We start from the raw sequence: 22,836 nt of genomic DNA on the forward strand, positions 1-22,836 counted from the left end.
AAATATATGATTAATAATAAATTTGATTTGAATGGTAAAGTTGCAATTGTTACTGGCTGTAATACAGGTTTAGGTCAGGCGATGGCGGTATCTCTAGCTGCTGCTGGTTGTAACATTGTTGGTGTAAACGTATCAGAGCCGACAGAAACAATGAAACTTGTAGAAGAACAAAATAAAAAGTTCCTTGATGTTCGAGCGGATCTATTTGATCAGTCTTCTATTGGTGAAATTGTTGAATCTGCAGTTAATGAATTTGGACAGATCGATATTCTTGTAAATAACGCTGGCATCATCCGTCGTGCTGACTCAGTTGATTTTACTGAAAAAGATTGGGATGACGTAATGAACATTAACTCAAAGACGGTATTCTTCTTCTCGCAAGCAGTGGCTAAACAGTTCATCAAGCAAAAGACTGGTGGCAAGATCATTAATATTGCTTCCATGCTCTCTTTCCAAGGCGGTATTCGTGTTCCGTCATACACAGCATCTAAGAGTGCTGTTATGGGTCTAACTCGTTTAATGGCAAACGAATGGGCTAAGCACAACATTAATGTTAATGCGATTGCACCGGGGTATATGGCAACAGATAACACGGCTGCGCTTCGTGCTGATGAAGCGCGTAATTCTGAAATTCTAGCGCGTATTCCTGCTGAGCGTTGGGGGGCACCAGAGGATCTGAGTGGTCCTGTTGTATTCCTAGCTTCAGATGCAGCAGCGTATGTTAACGGTTACACGCTAGCAGTTGATGGCGGCTGGTTAGCACGATAAGAATTTGGGAGAAAAATAATGAAAATTGCACTAATGATGGAAAACAGCCAAGCGGCAAAAAGCGCGATGGTTGCAAGCGAGCTTAATAATGTAGCTTCTGGCCTTGGTCATGATGTTTTTAACGTAGGTATGACGGATGAGAATGATCATCAACTGACTTACATTCACCTAGGTATTATGGCAAGCATTCTTCTAAATTCAAAAGCCGTTGATTTTGTAGTTACAGGCTGTGGCACAGGTCAAGGGGCGATGATGTCATGTAACCTACATGCCGGAGTCGTGTGTGGTTACTGCCTAGAACCATCGGATGCGTTCTTGTTTAACCAAATCAATAATGGCAATGCACTTTCACTGGCATTTGCTAAAGGTTTTGGCTGGGCTGGTGAGCTGAATGTTCGTTATATCTTTGAAAAAACATTTACAGGTGAGCGTGGTCAAGGCTACCCACTTGAACGTGCAGAGCCGCAACAACGTAATGCTGCAATTTTGTACAACGTAAAATCAGCTGTAGCAAAAGATACGGTTGAAGGTCTTAAGGCGATTGAACAAGAGCTTGTAAAAACGGCGGTTGGTAGCGTTCAATTCCAAGAATGTTTCTTCGCAAACTGCCAAGAGCCTGCTCTAGCGGAATATGTTAAGTCACTTCTAAACTAAGCGACGTAACGATTTATCGGGAAGCAATTAAACCGGCTTCTTAGGCTAGGCTGATAAGTTATGGGGGATCTGAGTTTGACTCTGATCCCTTTTTATTCTTTTAATTTCAACATCTTACCATTAGGTAGGAACACCTAAAATCGTAGGGTGATATGAAATAATGCAATAATTACAATGGCTTATGTCTTAAACTCGAATTTTATAATTACAAATAATTCATCCAATGAGTCTGAATGCAGTCTTTCGGCTTTGATTCCTCGATATGACTAGAACTGTTATAAAGCTACGTAATTGCTAATCAAAATTCGGAGAAATAATGGAAACATTCTTAGTTTTACTGGCATTAATTGTTGCTTGTACAACACTTTTTGTTCAGAGACAGCACAATAGAAAAGAGTTGCTACCAATTATTCATACTTATTTCTCTGTAGATGTTCGCGACGAATGGTTAACTCGAGAGTTTAAGTTAATTAACGACGGCAATGGCGTTGCTATTCTCAAAAAAATCACACTGCACTTAGAAAATGAAGTTATTGAAGTTACCCATTTCAATGACTTTTCGAAGATAATCGAAGATAAATTGCCTCAAAGAAAAGATGTTTCAACATCGTTACCTTTTTGCGTTAGTGCTTCTTCTAGTGAGGTTATGTATAGGTACACTATTCCAGTTAAGAGCAGAGATATACTTGATGGGGTTTCCATTACTGTTGTTTGTGAGTCAGTGTATGGAGATATTGTGGAAGCAAATCCAAATGGGTTTGAAGTTAGGTCAAATAATAGAGATTTGCCTTTTGAATACATCTTTTCAAAGTGTGCAGACCTCTGTTCAGCTATTGTAGAGAAAGCAACTAACAAACGCTTCAAGAGGGATTCTTGAACGCGTGCCGAACTCACTTCGCTCAAACATGACGCACGCTCACTCCCCCCTTAAAGTGGGTGTTGATAGCACAAGTCCAGAATATACCACATGAAATCTACTTGAATATTAGTTATTCTTTTCGTCAATAAAACGGGTAAAAATCTTGGTTATCTTATGAGTTTATTGACTAAAAATAAAAAATCGAAGCAGAGAATATTTGAAGAGTGGGTCTATGAACAGGTAGCTCAGGAAATAACTCAAGATCAGAGAAGAGTTGGGTTATGGACTAAAGCTAAGGCTTTGAGTGGTGGCGAAGAAGCTAAAGTTGAAAGTATTTATATTCAGCTGAGAGCCGAATCAATCGTTGATGAGGCAAAAGTTGCTCAAGAGCTAGTAGAAGAGTCTCGAAAGAAAGCAAGACAAGAGGCTTCGTCTAGAGAAAGCACTATACATAAAGCAAAGAAAGCAGCTGTATTGGATCAGTCCAAAGAGAAAGAGCCATTTAAGTTAGATAAATTTGTTTTCAAAATCTTTGGTTTAGTCGCTATCTTTGCATTGATTGGGGTCTTTGTCAGTGCATCGTAACGTCTTCTATGCCAGCGTTTTTTTCAGCATACATTCTATACGTGCGCATACAAAGCATTTAAGTCTGACTCGTAAACGCGTGCCATTTTCGCTTCACTCCAAATGTGACAAACGTTCACTCACGTCTTAACGTGGCGTAAGTACTCCCCGAAAACTGATACATTGGAGCTAAAATGCAAAGTGGTAAGTTAGTTTTGGCATACTCACATTTAAGGAATCAATCGAGTCGATATCAGAACTGTATGCTCGAAATATGAACTCATTTTATCTGCCTATGGTTAAATCTAACTCATCAATTGGGTGTATATTGTAATATTCAATTGGATAATGAGTTGTTCTAAATTAATTTCATATCAGGTTGTCTGAATTTAATTTAATTTAATTTTTAACCAATAATGAGTTAACTAATTTAATTAGTTGAAGTCTCAAGATTTAATAGGCGAAAAATGAAAAAAACACTTTTGCTAGCCTTGCTTTCAGCAGGCTTATCAGTTTCGGCGTATGCAGATATGACTGCTAGTGAAACATCCCAAAAATTAAATGATCCAACATCTGATATTTGGGCTATGTTTACGGCTTTTCAATTGAACAGTTATTCAGGTGATTCGCTAGAAGGTTCTGAGTGGGGAGCATCGATTCTTATCGAACCAATTATGCCCATTACTATTAATGACGATATTAAACTATTATCTCGTCCAGTATTACCTGTTTTCTTAGGACAACCAGTGCCGGGTGAAACTTATAAGTCAGGTTCCAATACTTATCTAGATACAGATCAAGAGTTTGGTCTAGGTAATATGCAATTGCCACTGATGCTATCACCAAACAAAGAGTCAAAATTAACTTGGGGTTTAGGCCCAACGTTCATTATTCCAACGAACACAGATGATGCACTAGGTGATGACGTATGGGAAGCAGGTGTTTCATTTTTAAGTGTCTATAAACCAAATGAGAAATTTTTGTCGGGTGCTTTGACACAATATTGGTGGAGTATTGATCACGACTCTGAAGAAGAGAAGAAAAGTCATGCTCAGATCTCCCTATTTAATTGGTATGAACTAGGTGGTGGTCGATCAATAGGTTTCGCACCGACTATAACTTATGATGCTAATCGTGAGGGAGAGAAGTGGAATGTTCCAGTAGGGCTTTCTTATGCTTGGATGGATAAGATCGGTGACATACCAACAAAGTTTCAGATAGGTGCTGAGTATTCCATAATTAAAAATGATTATTACGACTCTGATTTTGTGCTTAAATTAAATATTATACCTGTTATTCCAAGTCTTCTTTAGGTTTGATCTTGACTATGGGTTTACAGTCATAATGGAATCATGTAAACCCATAATTATACCTAGCTGCTTAAGGACGAAAATTCATTATAGATTGTCTTAATCTACTCAGTCCATTCGTATACATCAAACCAATTCATCCCACCTTCATAAAGGCTTTGTTGCATAATTCGATCGAGCTAAATTAGGAACTTACGATCTGATCGGCAACACCTGTTAGTCATCGTAGCTCTATGCCGAAGCCTCGGTACAAAACATCTAACTGCAAACAGTATCAAGCCCTGATTACCGTGGTTCTCTCACTTTGTGGATTAATGAAGAAGCAATAAGAGAATGGAAACAAAGCAAACAGAATAAACGTGGTAGACCTCGCAGGCTCAGCGAACTAGCCATAACTACAGCGCTGATGATAAAGCGAATATACTCAATACCATTAAGAGCATTGCATGGGTTTATCGATTCGTTGTTCAAGTTGGCGAATATTCCTCTAACCTGCCCACATTGTAGTTGTATAAGTAGGAGAACTAAAGATGTTGAAGTTTCATTTAAAACTAAAACCAGAGGTGTAATTCAGCACCTAGCAATAGAAGTTACTGGCCTCAAGGTTTACGGTGAGGAGAAATGGAAAGTCAAGAAACATAGCACTGACGCAAAGCGTAGAGTCTGGAGAAAACTGCATCTAGAAGTAGAAACCAGTACTCACGAAAATGTCGCAGCAGAGCTGAGTTTATCTAATGTCACTGATGCTAAAATCTTCCCTAATTTGCTTAAGCAGACTTGTCGAAAATCACTGAAATATCATGAGAAGGGGCTTACGACACAAGGGACTACCATGAAGCTATTCAAATCAAGTGGACTACAACACTTATTCCACCAAGGGAAGGTGCTGCTTTCTGGGAGCGACGACACCCTCACAATTTAGCTATTGGTTGTCAAAAGCTTTACGGCTCAAATAAAAGATGGAAAAGAAGTATGATTATCACAAACGGTCACATTCTGAAACCGCAATGTAACGTGTGAAACAATTGCTAGGAGGAAAGCTAAGTTTGAGAAACTACAATGCACTGGTTGGTGAAACTTACTCAATGATCGAAGCGTTAAAAAAGATTACAGGCGTATCTGTACCTGAAATTCAGTATGTTGCTTAACAATCAAGTAGCTTTAGGCTGTATAGTTCTCTATATTAATTACGCAACAAAGCCATCAATCATAGGTCACTGTGTACTTTGTTTTAATATGCAGGCGTAGTCGAGGTTTGTGAAATTTCTATTTACTTCCATAATGTTTGTTACTAAGTGTCACTTTGACAAAGTTCATTTTCAAAAGTTATTCTCCATGCGTTAGGTGGCAACTTAGTCCAATTTTTGAAAGCATGAATAAAAGTTCGTGAGTTTTCGTACCCTAGAATACCCGAAATAATGGTGATCGATAGGTCTGTATTTTTGAGTAAGTTCATTGCTCGATTTTTACGGACATCTTCCAGAATTCCACGATAAGTTAGACCTCTATCAGAAAGTAACGTCTGCAAAACTCTAGGGTGTATGCAGAGCATTCTTGCTATATGCTCTTTGGAAAAATAGCCATCTTCAAGGTTAGCTTGTATGTACTTCTTGATTAAATCTTCTAGAAAATCGGCACTCTTTAGTATTTTGGAAATATCACTCAATATATCTTTTTGAGTATCCAACTCATAGCTATAATTGGTATTGAGAAGAGTTCGAGGGAAATCGATAGCGTTTCGTTCACTTCCCACAATGACAGAGCAGCCAAAGTAACGTTCTAGACTTTTAATATCGGCGTTGTCATTTTTACGGAGTGTTACTCTAAACGGCTTCCAATTATCATTTAGCAAGCTTTTAAAGGTCTTATGGTAATAAGTTATGATGAGCTGGTTTAGCTGGTCACATTCAATCAAGTGATCAAATTCAAGATCAACAATATGAGAGGCGACTTCACCAGACACCTCTAGCCTGTTTTTTATTCCTCGTTTTTGTGCATCCATTAGATACTCTAGTGCTGGGTAGATATTTATTAACTTATCTTGCCTCGCAATTAGGTAGGAGAGTTCTCTTGCCCATTCGATAGTGAAGCGTTGGCCTACTTCAGCACCAAAGTTGTCTTGGTGTGTCCATAGTGCTCCCGTGTTTATAATAGATGCATAGGTAAGTATATCTAATTTCGCACTTTTTTGGGTAAGAACAGAAGTCGATAGATTATTTTTAGCGAGTAGGCGACCAGTATCAATGTTGTATTTCTGACATGCTTCGACCACGGGTAGAAGGTAAGAGGTGGGGACATTAAAATCGTGTGTGTTGATATTCATAAACCATCGTCCTGTAGAACTGTTTTAACGTGATTTTAGAGCTGAAGTTTAGGAGCTAGTATCCGCAGATTTACTAGTTTCTACGTCCGAAAGTCACAGTCACATGTTGAGACATTGATGCTCAATATGCCGTAACGATTCCTAATTTGTGAATAAGGGGAAAACCTCTGGTGTTTTAATCAACTGGACATTAAAACACCACGAGGATACCTCATGAAAAAGTCATATTTAGCCGCTTCAATAGCGCTGTTTTCTTCTTTAAGTGTGGCAGGCCCACAACTAGAAATTGATAGAGAGATTGGTCGCGAGGATGGCCGTTCCACCGAACAGGTAATTGCTTCAATTGACTCTTCAAGTTGGTCTGTAGACCCTGCAGACTATGGTTTGACAGCGATGGAATACCAACGTGGAGAGGCAGACATGTTTTTCTCCATGGTTCAAGCTCGAGCAAATGGTATTAATCAGTTCTTTCATTTCCCAGCACTGTCAAAAGCGAAAGACCATTTTGTGGTCTCTCCAAACAACGACACCATGTACTCACTGGCTGTAGTTGATGCTTCAGAGGGTTTCACTATCACAATCCCGGATGCTGGCGATAGATTTATATCTCTGCATATTCACGACTATAACCATACGTTTGTGGATTATGACTGGGCACCGGGCACTTACACCTTCGATAAAAATGAGATTGATACAGACTATGTAGTGATTGGTGTACGAATCGCAACGGATGGCTCTGATTCTGACCAAGCTGTCGTACGAGAGACTTTACAAACTCACCTGAATATTCAGTCCAACTCATCGAATAAATTTGTGAGTACACATGATAAAGAAGACATACTCAAGTTACGTGAAGCACTGCTCACAGAATATACCCAGTTAGACAATACCTATGGTGCTGTGAAATACGATATTCGCGCCGTTGATGATTGGGAAAAATGGACAGTAACTGTGGCGGGTGCTTGGGGATTAAGCCCAGACGATACCGCGATGTACCCAGCCTTCACACCTGCGAATACAAAAGGTAATACATGTTATGAAGCTTCATTTGAAGCTGTTCCTGCCAAGTCATTCTTCTCGTTGACTTTATATGGTCCAGATAACTATTTGATGTCTGATGATTTCAATATTGTTTCATCTAATCGTGAAAGCTTTATTCAGCGCGCAGATGGTGGGTTCGATGTGGTGTTTGGCGGAAAACAATGTAAATCAATAGCTGATGAAAGAGGCGCTAATTTCGCTTACACGCCAAAAGATGGTTGGGGTGGCTTACTTCGTTCATACCAGCCTGATGTCGATAAGATGTACAACTACACAATGCCTGAACTAAAAAAAATTAGCGAATAGTGGGACAATTAGAAATGACGAGTTTTAAATTGAACAGTAAAAAAGCCTCTGCTTTAATGTTGTCTGTTATAGCGGGTACTGCGTTGGCGAATGACGATGCGGAAGAACTTCAAGATATGTCCGACCCGTTAGCTGTATATACACAGGCTGGTATTGGGTATACAGATAAGGGGATCAACATTAAAGTTGGACAGAGCTACGATACAGGCTCAGACACAACGATGGCAATGAATGTGATGGAATTGAAAGGGGTTGGCGGTGATGCGCTTGGATTCCGAGATCAGGATGACAGCAATAACTTATATAAAGGTGTTGACGATAGCATTGACTCAGTTCGTTTTAGGAACTTCAAAGTAGATCTAACAAATGGTCGTGGTTCGCAACTTGACGTTGTATACAGCTTTGACGATCGCATGATAGGCGACGAGATGTATACTGAAACGGTTGATGTGTCATACAGTCTGATTCAAGCGCTCCCAAAATGGGGACCTGTACAGTTTTATCCATTAGCGGGTTTAGGTGCAACATTAGCTAACCAAGAAGAGGATGGGTATGAAATTCCGGGCACATTTGCCGTGGTTGGGATGTACAGTAAGCTAGATATTACTGATAAAATTTGGCTGAACTATAATCCAATGTGGTTGAGCACATTATCTGGTAGCGAAGATTATAAGGATAATTACTACGCTAATGACAGCTCAATCCTAACTCATGAATTCGCCGTGTCATATCAGTTAAGCAAGCGAACCAACATTCGATACTTTGCAAACTGGAATGAAGAAGTGGATTTTGCTGATGGGGATCATCGGATTGAGTTCAACTATCAGTTTTAGTTGAAAACATTGAAGCACAAGATGTAAATCTTGTGCTTTTTTTATTTAAAAGCAACTAGCAATTAGTTCTTACTTAAAACACTCTAATTTTAACAATTCAAAGCAGGATAGTTTACGCTTAGATATAGGTTCTCTATTTACATGGAATGCAATGCGCCGATATCACCCTTTAACATTCTTACTTGGTCTTTGGTTCGTCTTTTCTGAAACGGTTTGGGCTAGCAAGGTAAACCTTACTGAAGAGGAGCAACTTTGGATAGAAAATGCACCGACTATCAAAACCAACAATTCTAATGATAACGCTCCTTTTGATTTCATAGAGAACGGTGTCCCTACCGGGTACTCGATAGAGTACCTTCAACTGTTGGGAAACAAACTGGGTTTGTCATTTGAGTTTGTTCAGGACAAAACATGGAGCGAGTACAAGCAATTCTCTGAAGATAAGCATATCGACTTACTTCATCTGGTCAGTAAAGCTGAAGACCGAGAAAGATATTTGATCTATACAAAGCCTTACTTCAAAGGCTCACAAAATTTACTTTATGGTAAGAAAAGCAAGCCCGCCATCGAAAATCACTCGGAACTAAACGAACAGACTATTTCTGTTGTTCGAGATACTGTAGAGCAACGTTTCCTATCTCAGCATTATCCTAATATCAAACTTAACGGTGTAGACAGTATTAACGAGGGGTTGAATAGCATATTACGTGGTGAGGGGGATTACTTCCTTTGTTACCCAAGCGTGTGTGAAACCCAAATTCGGCAACGGTTTTTAACGTTGGTAGAGTCTAGAGGTCATTTAGGCATTGAAGAATTGGCTGCACCCAAGGAAGCTCATTTTGCGGTACGAAATGATTGGCCCATATTGACTTCAATTCTGAACAAGGCCATTTCTTCAGTTACACCTGATGAGAAAAAGCGCTTACTTGACAAGTGGATCTACCAAACTCGAAATACTGTGAAAGTTGAGACATCCCTATCTGAGAGTGAGCTAAATTGGATAGAGAAGAATCAGCGGTTAGTGTTTTCACAGCCAACCAAATATGCCCCTTATTCTTACGTAGAGGACAATGGCACTCTAGGGGGGTTAGCTGCTGATCTAGTGGAAGATTTCAGTAACAAGTATGAATTGCAAAGCTATTATGTGGATTACTCGAGCTGGTCAGATACCTATCAAGCCCTGTTAGATGGTGAGATAGATTACATTCCTACTATCAACATTAACGAAAAAAGGAAAAGAGAAGTTCTTTTGACGGAGCCTGTATTAACTTACTATCTCACCATATTTTCTCATGACGATGGCCCCGTATTTAACAACTTGAGTGCATTATCTGGCTATCGAGTTGGGATTAGTAAGAACTCATCTGTCGCAAGGTTGTTACGGGAAACTTACCCAGATTTAAAGTATGTCACGTACAAAAACGGGGTAGACGTCTACAAAGCTCTATCAGAGGGGAAAGTTGATGCTGCTGCAGCCAGTCCACATGTTATGTACCATACAATTAACGAATATGGTTTAGAAAATATCGTAAAATCAGCAGAGACCGAGTTTAAATTTGAGCTTGCTATCGCGATACACCCTTCTAAACCTGAACTGTTAGCACTGTTTAATAAGCTAATTTTTGAATATCAAGAAGGAGAAATTGATGAGTTGATGGATAAATGGACAAAGATTAAAGTTGTTCACAGAACCGACTGGTATTCAATAGCTTATTGGGGCATGGGTTTTACTTTAATAGCCATCTTATCAATAGTCCTTATATTGACTCGAAACAAAGCTAGAACAATCAAGCTACTTGCCGAAAATGACAAGCGTCTCAACAACGCGCAACGCGTGGCAAAAATAGGTAATTGGGAGCTCAACTCATCTAGACAGTTGGTCCAAATCTCTCAACAAGTGAGAGTATTACTCGGCTTGGCAAGCGATATATCTCTTTCTCAAGAAAACTATGCGCAGTTTATTCACCCTGATGATAAAGATGGTGTTAAGGCAAGTTGGAAGCGTGCTATGAAAACGGGTATTTATCAGCATGAATACCGAATTATTGTTAATGATGAAGAACGATGGGTGAGGGAGGTGGCTGAACTTTCGTTTGATCATGATGGGCTGTTTTCATCGGCAAACGGTATTATACAAGATATCAATGAGCAGAAGTTGATAGAGTTGAAGGTAAAAGAGAACGAAGCTGAGCTTCGTGGTTTAACGTCTAAGTTACTTCATGTTCAAGAGGAAGAGCGGCGGCGCGTTGCGAGAGAGCTGCATGATGATCTTAGTCAGAGGCTAGCAGTACTCTCAATATCAATTGGTACCTTAGAACTGGACAAGACATTGTTGCCTGCAAAAGATCGCTTAAATGCGATAAAACAAGATCTTGCTTCTGTCGCTAAAGATGTTCATGGTTTATCACGACGATTGCATCCTTCTATTTTAGATGACTTGGGACTCATTGATGCTCTGAAATCAGAGATTAGTAGTTATGTCGATAGAGAAATGATAGCGGTTCACTTTGAAACAACTGAGAACCAACTCGAATTAAGTAAACAATCTGAGCTCGGATTATTCAGGATCACTCAAGAATCACTCCGAAATATCGCGAAGTATTCTGAAGCATCGAAGGTACTTGTAACTATTAATGTTATTAATCGACATCTGATTCTGAAAATTATTGACGACGGGATCGGTTTTGATGTTAAAGAAGCGATGAAATCACCTGGACTAGGATTACAAAGCATGACGGAACGAGCTCGACTGATCAATGCAACTATTGATATTACGTCTAATGATAAAGGAACAACCGTATCTGTTGATATGCCCGTTTAATATACAGTGCATCTAGTTTCATCAAATTCTGCAATTTCAAATCGTCAGGCATTATATAATCTGGGTTTTCTATATGATGCCTGACGCAAATGTTTGTACTACGCTAATTTCCGGTCACGTATCAATTCGATAGTTTTTCGAAATCACCGATAGAGAAGCTCTTGTCAAAGAAATCTTGAGTTGGCCCATACAGACGGAAGTACACAAACCAGCCATCGTCACCAACGGTTTGAACAAAGTTACTTTCTTTGCCTTTAGGTGCTTTGTTACCGACGTAAAGGTCAATAGAACCATCTTCATTGTATTGAAGGTCATCCATACGACTACTTAGGTTGATATCTGAGACTTCTGTACCTCCGTTGTCGTATGGACGACGGGTGTTTTCACTGTACAGAGTTAAAGACCAGAATTGTGAAACTGGCACGCCTGCAGGAACATGCAATTTGTATGTTTCATCTGCGCGCAATAATTGGCCGTTGTTATCAAACTTAGTGGTCATGTAGACCTGACCTTTACCTGGGGTTGGGTTTACCATACCTTCAGATGATGTTACCGCTTCATAGAACCAAACTGCACGCTCATCTAACTCCACTTTCTCTTCAGTGATTTGTGGCACTGTGAAGTCAAAGCTCTTGTACCAGCTAGTCTCTTCCCAATATGGTTCACTGAAACGTGGTTTAGTTTGTAGGTTACGCAGCATAAGTTCGCCCATGGCTGCACCTTTTTCGAGTATTTCAATTTGGCGCTCGGTTGGATTGAACTCTTGACCTTTTGCAATACCTAGTGGCTCTAGCAAGGCTGCAAAAATCTTATCTTGCTCGCGAGTAGGCTCTTCTTGATAGATTTCACTCAGCAGTTTCCAAAACTCAAGGCCACGAGGTGCAGTTGCCGACCATTCTTTGTCTACACCTTCAATAAAGTTGGCTTTTTTTGCAGGCTGACCAACACGAGAAATTGACATGGTATCTTTAACATACTGCCCAAACTCTGGCGCAGGGTTTAAGATACGTAAGCCAACAAACACGCTGTTGGTTTCTGATTGGATCACGAAGTCCGCTTTCCCTTCGTACTTTGTCAGATCATCTTCAGGGCCTACGATAATGTAAGTCCCACCTTGGCCTCGGTCTGGTCCAGTTAAACCAAGATCAACAACTGGTTTTTGCCACAGGTTTAATACCATGCCGGCAAGTTTACCTTCAGGTACCGTAGTGATGATTGGTCCATCTTTCAAGCTAACAAAGTTAATGATGTATGGTGTAGTGAGGTTCGCAGTAACGATCCCTCGCTTTTCTTTCATGCTGTTGTATACAACAAAATCACCTAGTTCGGTTGCACCAAAGGCTTCATCTTGCGCCTTATCCCATTGCTTATAAGACACAATAGGTGTGGCCCAGATGTACGCTTGAGAGGCGCGTTGAAAGTCCATGGCATCATAGATAGCTTGCTGACCTTCAGTAATGAAGTTGTGCTCAAGCTTTACCGTGCCGTATGGCGTATCAATCGTTTCATTGCCCATTAGCTTTGCATCATCTAATGCCGTTGCAGCATGCGCTGTTGTCGCTGCCAAGGCTAAAGTTATAACCGACGCTTTGAATGTTTTAATTAATTTCATGGAATATCTCTCTAGTTACATTTGTGCTTTGGGAGCCTCTTCCCTGAGATACCCAGTTTGATTATTCGATTATTACTGTTTGTGTAATTCAGGACGAACCCACTCACCTGTGACCACTTTTGCGTCAGGGCCATATAGACGAGCCACCATGTAGAAGTAACCATCTGGAGAAGGAAGCCAGTTCTTAACCGCAACATCACCGCTTGGTTTTTGGTTACTGATGGTAATAGTTAAGCCACCGTCTTCGTCATAGGTTAGCCCTTCGGTACGGTCACCTATTGAGTAGCGATCAATTTCGTTCTCGACAAGCAGTTGACTTGGTAACTGGTACATAGTGAATGACCAGAACTGGCTTACAGGAGGTAGTTCTTCTTTAGAGAAATGAATGGTGTACGTGTTTTCACCACTTAGACGCTGTTTGGCATCATCAATCTGGTAAGAGAAGTAAACCGCCTCAGATTCATTCATGCCATATAGACCCAGGAGAGTACCGATAGCACGAGCTTCATATTTATCATCACCTAGTGATTCGTAGTAAGCACGATCACCGAAGATACCTATGTTAGATTTGTTGGTTTTACCGCGCTTTTTAAGCTTGGCAAATGCGTCTTGAATACCCGCGTTGATCGCGTCAACAATTTCAGAATCTACTTCATCAATGTTGAATTCTTTACCAGCCTCTAGGCCAATTTCTTTAAACGTATTGAGAACTTCGGTTTCATAATCAGGACGGTCTTGATCAACTTGAGTTAGCAGGAAGTTCATGTACTCGATGAATTCAGCGGTTTTTGCTTTTTCATCGCTCCACACAGGAAATTCAATGTTGGCTACTGGTGCTGGCGGCTTTTCACCATTCCATGCACTAAGTGGTGTGAAATCGTACTCGCGCTGAAGCGCTTTGATGTTTGTCGTATCATCATCACCAAGAATGTTGGTACGAGTTAGCGTTCCAACGAAGTTTGATTCTACATAAAATACTTTGTCCACATCGGCCGGTTTTTCGCCGTTCCAGTTAGGACCCGCAATCAAGACTGTTTTACCTTCCATACCGCTAATGCGCGAGCCTTCAACTGTGAAGTTGTGCGTAAATAGATCCCACCATTGAAATGCATTGAATCGGCTTGCATCGTCTAGATCTGGTGTACTGAACACGATAGGTTCACGGCGAAGATCTAACCAGGCCCAAGAATAAGTAGTGTCGTTGTTTGGCGTAACTACATCGATGTCATCTGGGGTAAAAGGCTTTGAGTAGTGTTTGTACTCTGCGAAACCACCAACATAGCCCTTGTAATCGGGGTTTTGTGTTTGGTTGTAAAGAGTTTTGTAGTTCTCAAGCATTGGGTAAGAAAAAATATACGCTTCTTCCGCGATATCTCGAGCTTGTTGCGGTGTTACAGCGTGGGCACTGAAGCCAACAGAAGCTAATGCTGCCATGGCAACGAGTGTCTTTATGCTCATTTTGAAACTAGTCATGTGTAATTGTCCTGTTGTTTATCAATTTTTGTCAGTTCATGCGTTCGTTAGTGGTGTATTGTCTCGACAGCTAGCTGTTGCGAGGCAGTAAGGCACCTCAATCTTCTTTTGGGGTTTCATAGCCTTTCGGTCATAGTCTCTGGGGTTGCCGACGAATTTGAACATTCAAATGACGCGGTGATTTAATTCACTGAGCTGTCATGTTTACATCTAATCTCCGAACTGAAACCTAGTTAAAGGCGGTACACTTCAAGAAAAAGTGTGCTAGTTACAAGGCTAAATATGAATTTTTCATGAGATCTCTTCGCGGTATTTATGTTGAAACGATTAGAACATTTGAGATTTGTCCTCTATGCACAAATTGAGAGTCGCAATGGCATATACGGATTCAGTTTCTCAATATGTGACTCTAACTGCTAGACGTAGAGGCTAGTCATTTATCCAGATGCTAGTCCCCAAGATTAAATTTTAAAATCACTAAGCGTATGTATTGTTTAAAGCTTGAAATAACAATTTATGAAATAGTCGAATTGAAATATACTTCTCGCTAAAATTTAGGTATTAGACCTATACTGAATTAATTTAGGTAATAGGTACGCTAATTTAAATTGAATATAAAAGCCTTTAGATTGAGTGGATGAAATATATCTGCGCTTTCATACGAATAATGATTCCTCTAATGACATCCAAAAAAGAGAGGAAGTGCAGGGGCTTCTCACCACTTATCCATGCAAGTCCAACTGCACCGACGGGAATGTCATAACCTTCAGGTTCATACAGTTTGAGGCGAACAAAATGGTATTTGTTTTTTACATTTTGTAGTGTAGTTTTCGAAACGGATTCTTCTCGGCCCATGCTTCCTGCCTGCGCTTCACCAGTTGCTTCAACAATACCTTGTACCTCTGCTTTAAAGATTTTTCCTGGGTATACAGGAGAGGCAAACTCGGCTAATTGTCCCGGTTTCACATTGCGGATAGCTTGATGGTTTACTCTCATGAGTACATACTTTTCGTTGGTGTACATTTGCATCCGCGGCAAGATACCCACATATTGGCCTTCTCGAAGAATAAAATTCGTCACAAAGCCATTCGAGGGGGCATGTACTTTCGTTTGTTTTAGATTCCAAAGAGCCTGTGCATACTCTTTTTCAGCTTTTTTAACTGAGGCCTGTGCATTGAGTACATTTAGTTTTGCCTTCTCAATGTGAATTTGAGATTCGGCTACTTTTACTTGATTACGTTCAACATCATTTTTAAGTGACAGCACTTTATTTTTAGCAAATGAAACAAGTGCACGTTGCTCATCTAATATGCGTTCGGTAATCGTATATTGCACCTTGGCATTTTGTTCTGTGTAACGATGGAGAGTATTTGATTGAAGTTTTAGATCATCTTGGGCTGAGAGAAGATTACTTTTCGAAATCTCTAGGTTAAGTAGTCCCATCTTGTAATTGGCTTTCGACAGTCCAACTTCTTCTTGTGCGACTTGATAGGCTACTTCAGCAGAGGCTTTATTCGCTTTCGCCTTTTGTTCATCAATCTCATAGGTCTCTGAATCTAGCTCAAAGATCAGTTGGCCTTCTTCAATCGTTGAATTTGGCTCAATGTGGACTTTGTGAACTTTGCCTTTGATCTGAGTATTTCCTGGTCTTAGTTGGATATGAGGGGCTTGAACCACTGAACCACCAGAAAGGTCCATCGGCGTATAGTTGATTAAACCAATCCAGACAAAACCAAGCCAAAGTCCTCCACCAATATAGGCAAAGAGCTTGAATGGCTTAGTCCATGGGACGCCAAGTAGACGAAGTATATAAATGAATAGTGCCCAAATGGCTAAACCCTCTAGCATGACTCACCTCCAGTTTTCTCTTTTACGTTAGACGGTTTTTCCTGCCATATTTCACGTAGGTGAATGATTGCCTTTTCAAAGTCTATAAAGGCAATGATCGTGGCAAGAACCCATACCCAATGCCAAACAAAACCAATCCAGGTCAAGATAGTAATCAGACCTATTTGACGATGTTCGGTAGCATGTGCTTTGTGAATTGGGAGTTCGTGGATCTTCCAAAATGCTATAACTGCTGCACTGATGGATAAAATCAACACGAACGCTGCGACGCCGTGAAGCACGGTATCTGCTGTGTTATTGACGAAAGGTATGCTGACGAGGCTCATAACCTGAACTCCTTGAGATAGAAACTGATCCCATTGTAAGAATTCATGGCTTGTTGATAGCTCGTATATTTCCCAGTGTTTAAGTGTATGGTTACGAGTTGGCGGAACTAAGTTTTAGTAAATCTCCGAGTCTTAAAGTGCGCTAACATCGCGATATGATCTTTACGTTAATTAGAGGTAAGGATGATTAATATGCAAATCCATAGTCGTGAAATTTTGTTCTTTATTGAAGTTGCTCGATATCAGAGTTTTGCGGATGCAGCTAGCAATATGAACATTCCGGCTTCGACTGTAAGCCGAAGAATTTTAGAACTTGAAGGTAGGGTCAACCACAAGCTTTTTTATCGCTCGAAGTATGGGGTTTCCTTGAGTGAGTTTGGCGAGAAGTTCCTAGAAGCGAGTCGGGAAGTAGCCTTTAGTTTAGACAACCTAAGAAAATTACCAGATGATGCTGGAAAAAATGAAAAAGTAGTAATTATTGAGGTACTACAGTCGATTGCCGGCCTGTTAATCAACGATTTTTTGCCAAAATTTAAAAGACAACACCCTGATATAGTCGTTGATTTGAGAACACTATCATTGCGAGAGCAAGCAACAACTACTGCAGGAAATCTTAGACTACAAAATTCTTCATTTGCCCACTCTGTTTATCAGTTTATTCCTTTTATCTGTTCAAGAAAGAGCTTCTATATTCATCCGAGATTGTTAGATGATTACCCCTCACTTCTTCATCCAAAAGATATCGACGCTTCGATGGTGCCATGTATTAGTATTCGAAATGGTGTTATTCCTAAGGACTCCTGGTTGTTTCAAGAGGAAGGGAAAGAGCATTCAATCACAATTAAGCCATCATTAATCGTTGATGATGCTATAAAAGCGAGAGATGCGGTATCGAGAGGAGTCGGGCTATCTTGGAACTATGATGTCCTTATGAAGGAACTCTTAGAGCAGGGAACTGCTATAGAGTTGTTTGATAAATGTACGAGTACACCAGAGTTTGCTTTCATAGCGTATGAACGAAGCAAGGTACTGAATAAGGAAGAGCAAGCTTTTATCTCTGCACTTTGCGAGCACTATCAATAGAGATTCTTACGATAAAACAAATACAGGCTGAGCTATTCGCTCAGCCTCGAGATAGCGTAATTACACTAAGCCGTTTTTTATTGCGAATGGAACAAGTTCATTTGCGCTTTTGAGTTTCAACACTTCAACCATTTTGTACTTATGGAACTCCACAGTACGGCTGGATACATTAAGTATATTGGCAATTTCTTTTGCTGAATGACTTTCTACGAGTAGCTGTAATACCTGACGTTGGCGTGAAGTTAAGACATCAAGTGGGTCGCCAGAATTTCCTTGGTTGTTTTTATAGGCGTCCATGATATCTGCTGCGAGGGTTGGGGTTATATAAGTCCGGTTTACCAGTACTGTCTTGAGCGCTGTAAGGAGCTCTTCTGGAGCGGCATGTTTAAGTAGGTAACCATGAACCCCAATATCCAGTGCTTTCATTGCATACTTTAGCTCAGGATGCATTGTGAGGAGGATTATCTTAACGTCTTTATTTGTTGCAATAATTTTCTCTGAAGCATTGAGGCCATTCATAATAGGCATCGAAATATCAGAGACAATAATATCAGGCTTTAGCTCCTTTGCCTTTTGGACAAGAGTATTACCATCTTCAACGATGGCAATGACTTCGTACTCATCACCAATCAAGTTCTTTATCCCTTCAGCAACCATTGTGTGGTCATCTGCTAGAAGAACAGTCTTCTTCAACATAACTCTCGAACCTTTTGAAAAACTTAGTTTAACAATAAGTCATTATTCCAATTATGAGTAGGTTAATCGGTAATGTTGGAGCAATAAACTAGTAATTCTACGAGTTACGATGTTGACGAAATAGCGCAACAATTTGAATATAGGTAAAGAATTGGGATGAAAAAATGAAGTTACTTTTTGTTGGCGACCTTCGCTTATATCATGCTGTAAGGGGATTAAGTGAGCGTTCTTCATTAGCAATCAAGTGGATCTATCGAGAGAGCTTCGAAACAGACCTGGGTACTTACAATGCGCTCATCATCGATAGCAAATGGTTTAAAGACTTCACTCGGTTATCAAGTCAGCAAGGAAAGTCAGTGGCCATCATTGGTCCTTATACTGATGAAATGAGTCGAGGAGCTTTTTCGTTGAAAGAACGCTATGCCTATATAGCATATGGCGATCTAGAGTCTGAACTGATTCCGGTTCTAGCAGAGTTTCTAAGTTGTCATCTTAAGCCTAATAAGTATCGATAACGCAGGGCAATCGGCAGGCTGAGCAGTCAACGCAGACACGGTTTTTTCCTTCTGCTTTAGCTAAGTAGAGAAATTGATCGGTTCGCTGTATCAATAAATCCACCGAAGCACTATCTCCAATCTGGTTGGTATTCGCTACGCCAATACTCACTGTCGAGTGAAAACTTTTTTGTTGTTTACTTTCGAAAGTCAGAGCCTCAAAATCCGCACGTATTTTTTCTGCTACAAGTTTACACTTTAGTCCTAATTTGACAGGTATGAAGGCGATGAACTCCTCGCCCCCCCAACGTCCGACAATCCCTTCACTTTTTTGAACAACACTATTTGCGGTGGACGCCAGTGCGCAGATTACGTTGTCGCCAACCTGGTGACCATGATTGTCGTTAATAGTCTTAAAGTTATCAATGTCCATCAATAGGCAAACCAGAGGAGCGTTGTTGTTGGATTGTTCTTCGAGCCATTGATAGACAGCTCTTCTATTATACAAGCCTGTGAGGTCGTCATGAGTTGCTTGAAACTTAAGCTCATTTTCCAGCGCGACTTTTTCAGAGACGTCTTCTAATATGACTTGAACCGCTTTTTCTCCTTGCCACAAAATGACGTTATCATAGATATTAAAGTATCGACTGACTCCATCTAAACCAATATTTTCAACAACCGTATTCGTAGCGGCACATTTGTGTTCTACTAGATCGATATACTGTTTTCTTACTGTTGAAGCCACCTCCTCTCGTACAAGGCTTAAAATAGAATCCATCGCTAGCACTTGTGCAGTTGAATTCGCGCCTTGCATTGAAACCCAGGATTCATTGACAAATAAAGGCTTAAACTCACGGTGAACTATAATTCCTTGTGTGGAATTTATGATCATGTCACGAAACATTTGATCTTGCTCTCTAGTGCCTTTGTAGTTTAGGTACGCTAGACGCGTATCAATCACGTTCATTTCTATAGTCGATAGATCGTTCCAAAGCATTTTTTTTAGCATGATAGCAATCGGAATATATAACCCATCTTTTGAACGTATCTTGCATAGATAGGCGTTCGGAAGGGAATAGCCAAGCAAAGTGAGTTCTATTTCGTTTTCGATGGTTTCTAGGTAATCATTACTAAATAGTTCTATGAGTGTCGAGAGCTCTGCAAGTAGATGGTCACTACTGCCATACCCCAAAATATGAGCGAAGTCATGATTGCAATGGACGATGTGCTTCTGATGTACGATCGCTGTACCATAAGGAAGGCTGAGCTTATGTTCTTGCACGTCTGGGCCCTGTGTAGATTGATAGAACACCAACGATAAGTGTTTTAAAGTTGGGAGGATGGGAGATGAATTTTATCGACACCGCTTTAGAATAACGATGCTAAAAATTGAATGTAACCATTCAATAAATGTCATGTCTTGATCAAACTGTGCCGAGAATTCTGTATACACAGATTAGTGAGGAAGGATGTAGACGAACTTTTTCTGTGTTTAAGTGTTTGTTTCTTCGTGACTTATTCTGAGGGTTAGAGATGAATCACGAAGAAAGATTAGTCAATGAGAGTCACAATAGTACCGACTATAATTGGTAGCGATAACCTATGGTAAATGAGATGTCTGTGCTGTTATCCATATTAACCATATTTTCCGTAGCAAATATTTCTATCGCCGAGTTTTCCATAAGGTAGCGATAACCTATGAGTGCTTCATGCGAAGCTTCCGATAGGTCACTTGAATCGTCGATGTATCCGTCGTAGAGGTGATATTCAGCAAGTATCTGGTGATTGTCGAAAAGTTGGTAACGATAACCAACTGCTGTGGAGAACGTCATGGATTTCATAGGCAGCAGATCATTTAATTTATCTCTTGAGTGGTGGGTTAGACCAAGCATAGAGTATATTTCATGAGCTTCGTTGGAATAGGTGTAGTTAATTTGTACATTTTGATCAAAGCTGTTTCCTTCAAACGGACCACTTGCGACGTGGTTGTAAAACAACCCGCCTCCAAAGGAGAGTGAGTGTTTGTCCTTCTCATAGACCTTCCTTTCGAGGTAAATGTTTACAGAATTGGAAAGTGTTTCACCGTCAAAGTTTTCGTTTTTTAACCCATAGTCAGTCATATTCTGAGTAAATTGATCCCGGCCAACTTCCTCACGACCATTTTGGTCAATGCCAAAAAGGTCGTGAAAAGACTCAGTTAACCCGTCCAAATGATTGTCTGCAGCGAAGCTCCATCTATAGTTTATGTCCATTAACCACTTTTCTGAAAATACCCACTTCCCACCAAGTTCAACTTGGTTGTGATAGTAGTCAAGCGTGTAATCATCCGTATCCGCCCACACACTTGCAGCGGTAACTGAGCCATAGATTTCTTTGTAATCGATAGGCAGTGCTTTCGCTGAACGTAAAACTGGTGCCAAGCTAATGGATTGTATAGGTGATTGGGCATAGGAACGCAGGGGGCCGTAATTATGGTCTTCTGCATGCAAAGTGGTAGCGAATAAAGGTGCAATGCAAGTTAAGGCGAGAGTGTACTTTCTTGAGTGACAATTAAACATTTTATTTACCCATTTATACTGACTGGGTTAATTTTCTCTAGACGCTGGAGTTCTTGTAACTAGTAAATGTACGTAAAGGAGGACGAAAATTAGCTTGCGATAACTATTGTTTTTATAGAATGGGATATTAAATTCTACCTGGCTAGGGTAATTACTAGGTGTTAAATGTAAATTCACGAGGGACGTTTGTGAATCTAGGTAATATTACGAGTAGAAGTTGGTTTTCAAATGTATGAATATGTTTTTAATTATTCTTATGTGGATAAATCGATGAGAAATTTAAATATCAAGAGTGTAATGGTAATCATGTTATTGGCCTTTAAGAATATGGCCTTAGCTCACGATGATCACGAAAATGAGTTAGGTTCAAAACCTCGACACTCCATCGCTGAAGAGAGGGTACGCCTCGAAAGAGAGGTGCAAGATAATCCATTTGTTCTGACACCACATAAAATGAACTATATTCTACCATATACGAAGACAAGCCAAATAAATAGAGGTGCTTATGAAAGTAATCCAAGTTGGCAGGAAGGCTTTGATGATAGTGAAGCTAAAATTCAACTTAGCCTAAAAGTTCCTTTGAATTATGATGATCTATTTATCCAAGATGATGGGTTATACTTTGGTTTTACTGCTCAATCTTGGTGGCAGATATATTCAGATGATATTTCGGCTCCTTTTCGTGAAACAAACTATCAACCAGAACTCTTCTACCTTGCACCTACGGATTATAATCACTGGGGTTATAACTTTGGTTGGGGAGTTGGTATCGAACACCAATCAAACGGTCGGAGCGAGCCTTTATCACGCAGTTGGAATAGAGCATATCTAGTTGGGCTATGGGAAAAAGAAGACGTAGCGTTAGCTGTAAGGCCTTGGGTTCGTCTAAGTGAAGATTACGAAAATGATGATAATCCCGATATTGAAGATTATATGGGGAATTTTGAGGCAACGGCGGCATATAAATTTGATGATATAAAAATATTCGGTCTAGTTAGAAACAATTTTTCAACACATAAAGGCTTTATTGAGTTGGGTGTTACTTTTCCAATATGGAAGCGGTTGAGAGGGTATGTTCAATATACAGATGGATATGGTGAATCATTGATTGATTACAATCACTCTCAGAGACGTTTCGGTATTGGTTTAGCACTTACAGACCCAATTTAGTTATTATAAATTAATAATTTATGTGGTTGTTAATTACATATATCATTTGACTTAGTAAAAACGTTAACACTTTGATTTGTCGATAATGCCTTCCTTT

19 protein-coding genes and 1 pseudogene are annotated in these 22,836 nt (G+C 40.1%); 12 read left to right on the forward strand and 8 right to left on the reverse strand.

What is annotated here, in order from left to right; genetic code table 11:
- The first annotated feature begins 6 nt into the window (after positions 1 to 6).
- From kduD to DPF91_RS13305, 6 genes and pseudogenes are all read left to right on the forward strand, one after another.
- The gene (gene kduD, locus DPF91_RS13280) at positions 7 to 768 is read left to right on the forward strand and encodes a 2-dehydro-3-deoxy-D-gluconate 5-dehydrogenase KduD (protein ID WP_117234916.1); all 762 of its coding nucleotides are present in this window, start codon (positions 7 to 9) and stop codon (positions 766 to 768) included.
- Positions 769 to 786: 18 nt separating this feature from the next.
- Complete coding sequence (locus DPF91_RS13285; RefSeq protein ID WP_117234917.1) at positions 787 to 1,422, forward strand: RpiB/LacA/LacB family sugar-phosphate isomerase; 636 nt, start codon at positions 787 to 789, stop codon at positions 1,420 to 1,422.
- Between the two features lie 316 nt (positions 1,423 to 1,738).
- A complete protein-coding gene (locus DPF91_RS13290; protein WP_117234918.1) occupies positions 1,739 to 2,299 on the forward strand; it encodes a hypothetical protein in 561 nt (186 codons plus the stop codon).
- Between the two features lie 156 nt (positions 2,300 to 2,455).
- A complete protein-coding gene (locus DPF91_RS13295) occupies positions 2,456 to 2,866 on the forward strand; it encodes a hypothetical protein (protein WP_117234919.1) in 411 nt (136 codons plus the stop codon).
- A gap of 446 nt (positions 2,867 to 3,312) precedes the next feature.
- Positions 3,313 to 4,158: a hypothetical protein gene (locus DPF91_RS13300; RefSeq protein ID WP_117234920.1), complete on the forward strand. Its 846-nt coding sequence runs from the start codon at positions 3,313 to 3,315 to the stop codon at positions 4,156 to 4,158.
- A 230-nt stretch (positions 4,159 to 4,388) separates the two neighbouring features.
- Positions 4,389 to 5,303 (forward strand): annotated as a pseudogene (locus tag DPF91_RS13305) (IS5 family transposase).
- Between the two features lie 143 nt (positions 5,304 to 5,446).
- Here DPF91_RS13305 and DPF91_RS13310 read toward each other — a convergent pair.
- Complete coding sequence (locus DPF91_RS13310; RefSeq protein WP_117234921.1) at positions 5,447 to 6,478, reverse strand: helix-turn-helix domain-containing protein; 1,032 nt, start codon at positions 6,476 to 6,478, stop codon at positions 5,447 to 5,449.
- A 213-nt stretch (positions 6,479 to 6,691) separates the two neighbouring features.
- Between DPF91_RS13310 and DPF91_RS13315 the strand changes: the two genes are divergently transcribed.
- From DPF91_RS13315 to DPF91_RS13325, 3 genes are all read left to right on the forward strand, one after another.
- Positions 6,692 to 7,825 carry a DUF1254 domain-containing protein gene (locus DPF91_RS13315; RefSeq protein ID WP_117234922.1) on the forward strand — a complete coding sequence of 378 codons (1,134 nt, stop codon included), beginning with the start codon at positions 6,692 to 6,694 and terminating at the stop codon, positions 7,823 to 7,825.
- Between the two features lie 14 nt (positions 7,826 to 7,839).
- Positions 7,840 to 8,658, forward strand: coding sequence for a hypothetical protein (locus DPF91_RS13320; RefSeq protein WP_117234923.1), 819 nt, complete (start codon positions 7,840 to 7,842; stop codon positions 8,656 to 8,658).
- Between the two features lie 151 nt (positions 8,659 to 8,809).
- A complete protein-coding gene (locus DPF91_RS13325) occupies positions 8,810 to 11,479 on the forward strand; it encodes a transporter substrate-binding domain-containing protein (protein ID WP_117234924.1) in 2,670 nt (889 codons plus the stop codon).
- A 121-nt stretch (positions 11,480 to 11,600) separates the two neighbouring features.
- Here the strand turns inward: DPF91_RS13325 and DPF91_RS13330 are convergent, their stop codons facing one another.
- The 4 genes from DPF91_RS13330 to DPF91_RS13345 all read right to left on the reverse strand — a co-directional run bounded on the left by DPF91_RS13330 (position 11,601) and on the right by DPF91_RS13345 (position 16,738).
- The gene (locus DPF91_RS13330; protein WP_117234925.1) at positions 11,601 to 13,091 is read right to left on the reverse strand and encodes a DUF1254 domain-containing protein; all 1,491 of its coding nucleotides are present in this window, start codon (positions 13,089 to 13,091) and stop codon (positions 11,601 to 11,603) included.
- A 72-nt stretch (positions 13,092 to 13,163) separates the two neighbouring features.
- Positions 13,164 to 14,564, reverse strand: a complete 1,401-nt coding sequence (locus DPF91_RS13335) for a DUF1254 domain-containing protein (RefSeq protein WP_117234926.1) — start codon at positions 14,562 to 14,564, stop codon at positions 13,164 to 13,166.
- Positions 14,565 to 15,188: 624 nt separating this feature from the next.
- Complete coding sequence (locus tag DPF91_RS13340; RefSeq protein WP_117234927.1) at positions 15,189 to 16,412, reverse strand: HlyD family secretion protein; 1,224 nt, start codon at positions 16,410 to 16,412, stop codon at positions 15,189 to 15,191.
- On the reverse strand, positions 16,406 to 16,738 hold the full coding sequence (locus tag DPF91_RS13345; protein ID WP_117234928.1) for an MFS transporter: 333 nt from the start codon (positions 16,736 to 16,738) through the stop codon (positions 16,406 to 16,408). Before DPF91_RS13345 ends, DPF91_RS13340 begins: the two co-directional genes overlap by 7 nt.
- Positions 16,739 to 16,930: 192 nt before the next feature.
- Here DPF91_RS13345 and DPF91_RS13350 point away from each other — a divergent pair, with 192 nt between their 5' ends.
- Positions 16,931 to 17,821, forward strand: a complete 891-nt coding sequence (locus DPF91_RS13350; RefSeq protein ID WP_164684165.1) for a LysR family transcriptional regulator — start codon at positions 16,931 to 16,933, stop codon at positions 17,819 to 17,821.
- Positions 17,822 to 17,881: 60 nt separating this feature from the next.
- On the opposite strand, the gene DPF91_RS13355 is transcribed toward DPF91_RS13350, so the two are convergent.
- A complete protein-coding gene (locus tag DPF91_RS13355) occupies positions 17,882 to 18,517 on the reverse strand; it encodes a response regulator (protein WP_117234930.1) in 636 nt (211 codons plus the stop codon).
- 164 nt (positions 18,518 to 18,681) lie between these two features.
- Between DPF91_RS13355 and DPF91_RS13360 the strand changes: the two genes are divergently transcribed.
- Positions 18,682 to 19,032 (forward strand): hypothetical protein, encoded by a 351-nt coding sequence (locus tag DPF91_RS13360; RefSeq protein WP_117234931.1) that lies wholly within the window; start codon positions 18,682 to 18,684, stop codon positions 19,030 to 19,032.
- Here DPF91_RS13360 and DPF91_RS13365 read toward each other — a convergent pair.
- Together DPF91_RS13365 and DPF91_RS13370 are read right to left on the reverse strand one after the other, a co-directional pair.
- Positions 19,016 to 20,293 carry a sensor domain-containing diguanylate cyclase gene (locus tag DPF91_RS13365; protein WP_117234932.1) on the reverse strand — a complete coding sequence of 426 codons (1,278 nt, stop codon included), beginning with the start codon at positions 20,291 to 20,293 and terminating at the stop codon, positions 19,016 to 19,018. The two genes, DPF91_RS13360 and DPF91_RS13365, sit on opposite strands and share 17 nt — an antisense overlap.
- Positions 20,294 to 20,591: 298 nt before the next feature.
- Positions 20,592 to 21,569, reverse strand: a complete 978-nt coding sequence (locus DPF91_RS13370; RefSeq protein ID WP_117234933.1) for a DUF3187 family protein — start codon at positions 21,567 to 21,569, stop codon at positions 20,592 to 20,594.
- Positions 21,570 to 21,797: 228 nt separating this feature from the next.
- Between DPF91_RS13370 and DPF91_RS13375 the strand changes: the two genes are divergently transcribed.
- Positions 21,798 to 22,739, forward strand: a complete 942-nt coding sequence (locus DPF91_RS13375; protein WP_117234934.1) for a phospholipase A — start codon at positions 21,798 to 21,800, stop codon at positions 22,737 to 22,739.
- Positions 22,740 to 22,836: the final 97 nt, after the last annotated feature.

Source organism: Vibrio maerlii, from assembly GCF_003415655.1.
Taxonomy (GTDB): domain Bacteria; phylum Pseudomonadota; class Gammaproteobacteria; order Enterobacterales; family Vibrionaceae; genus Vibrio; species Vibrio maerlii.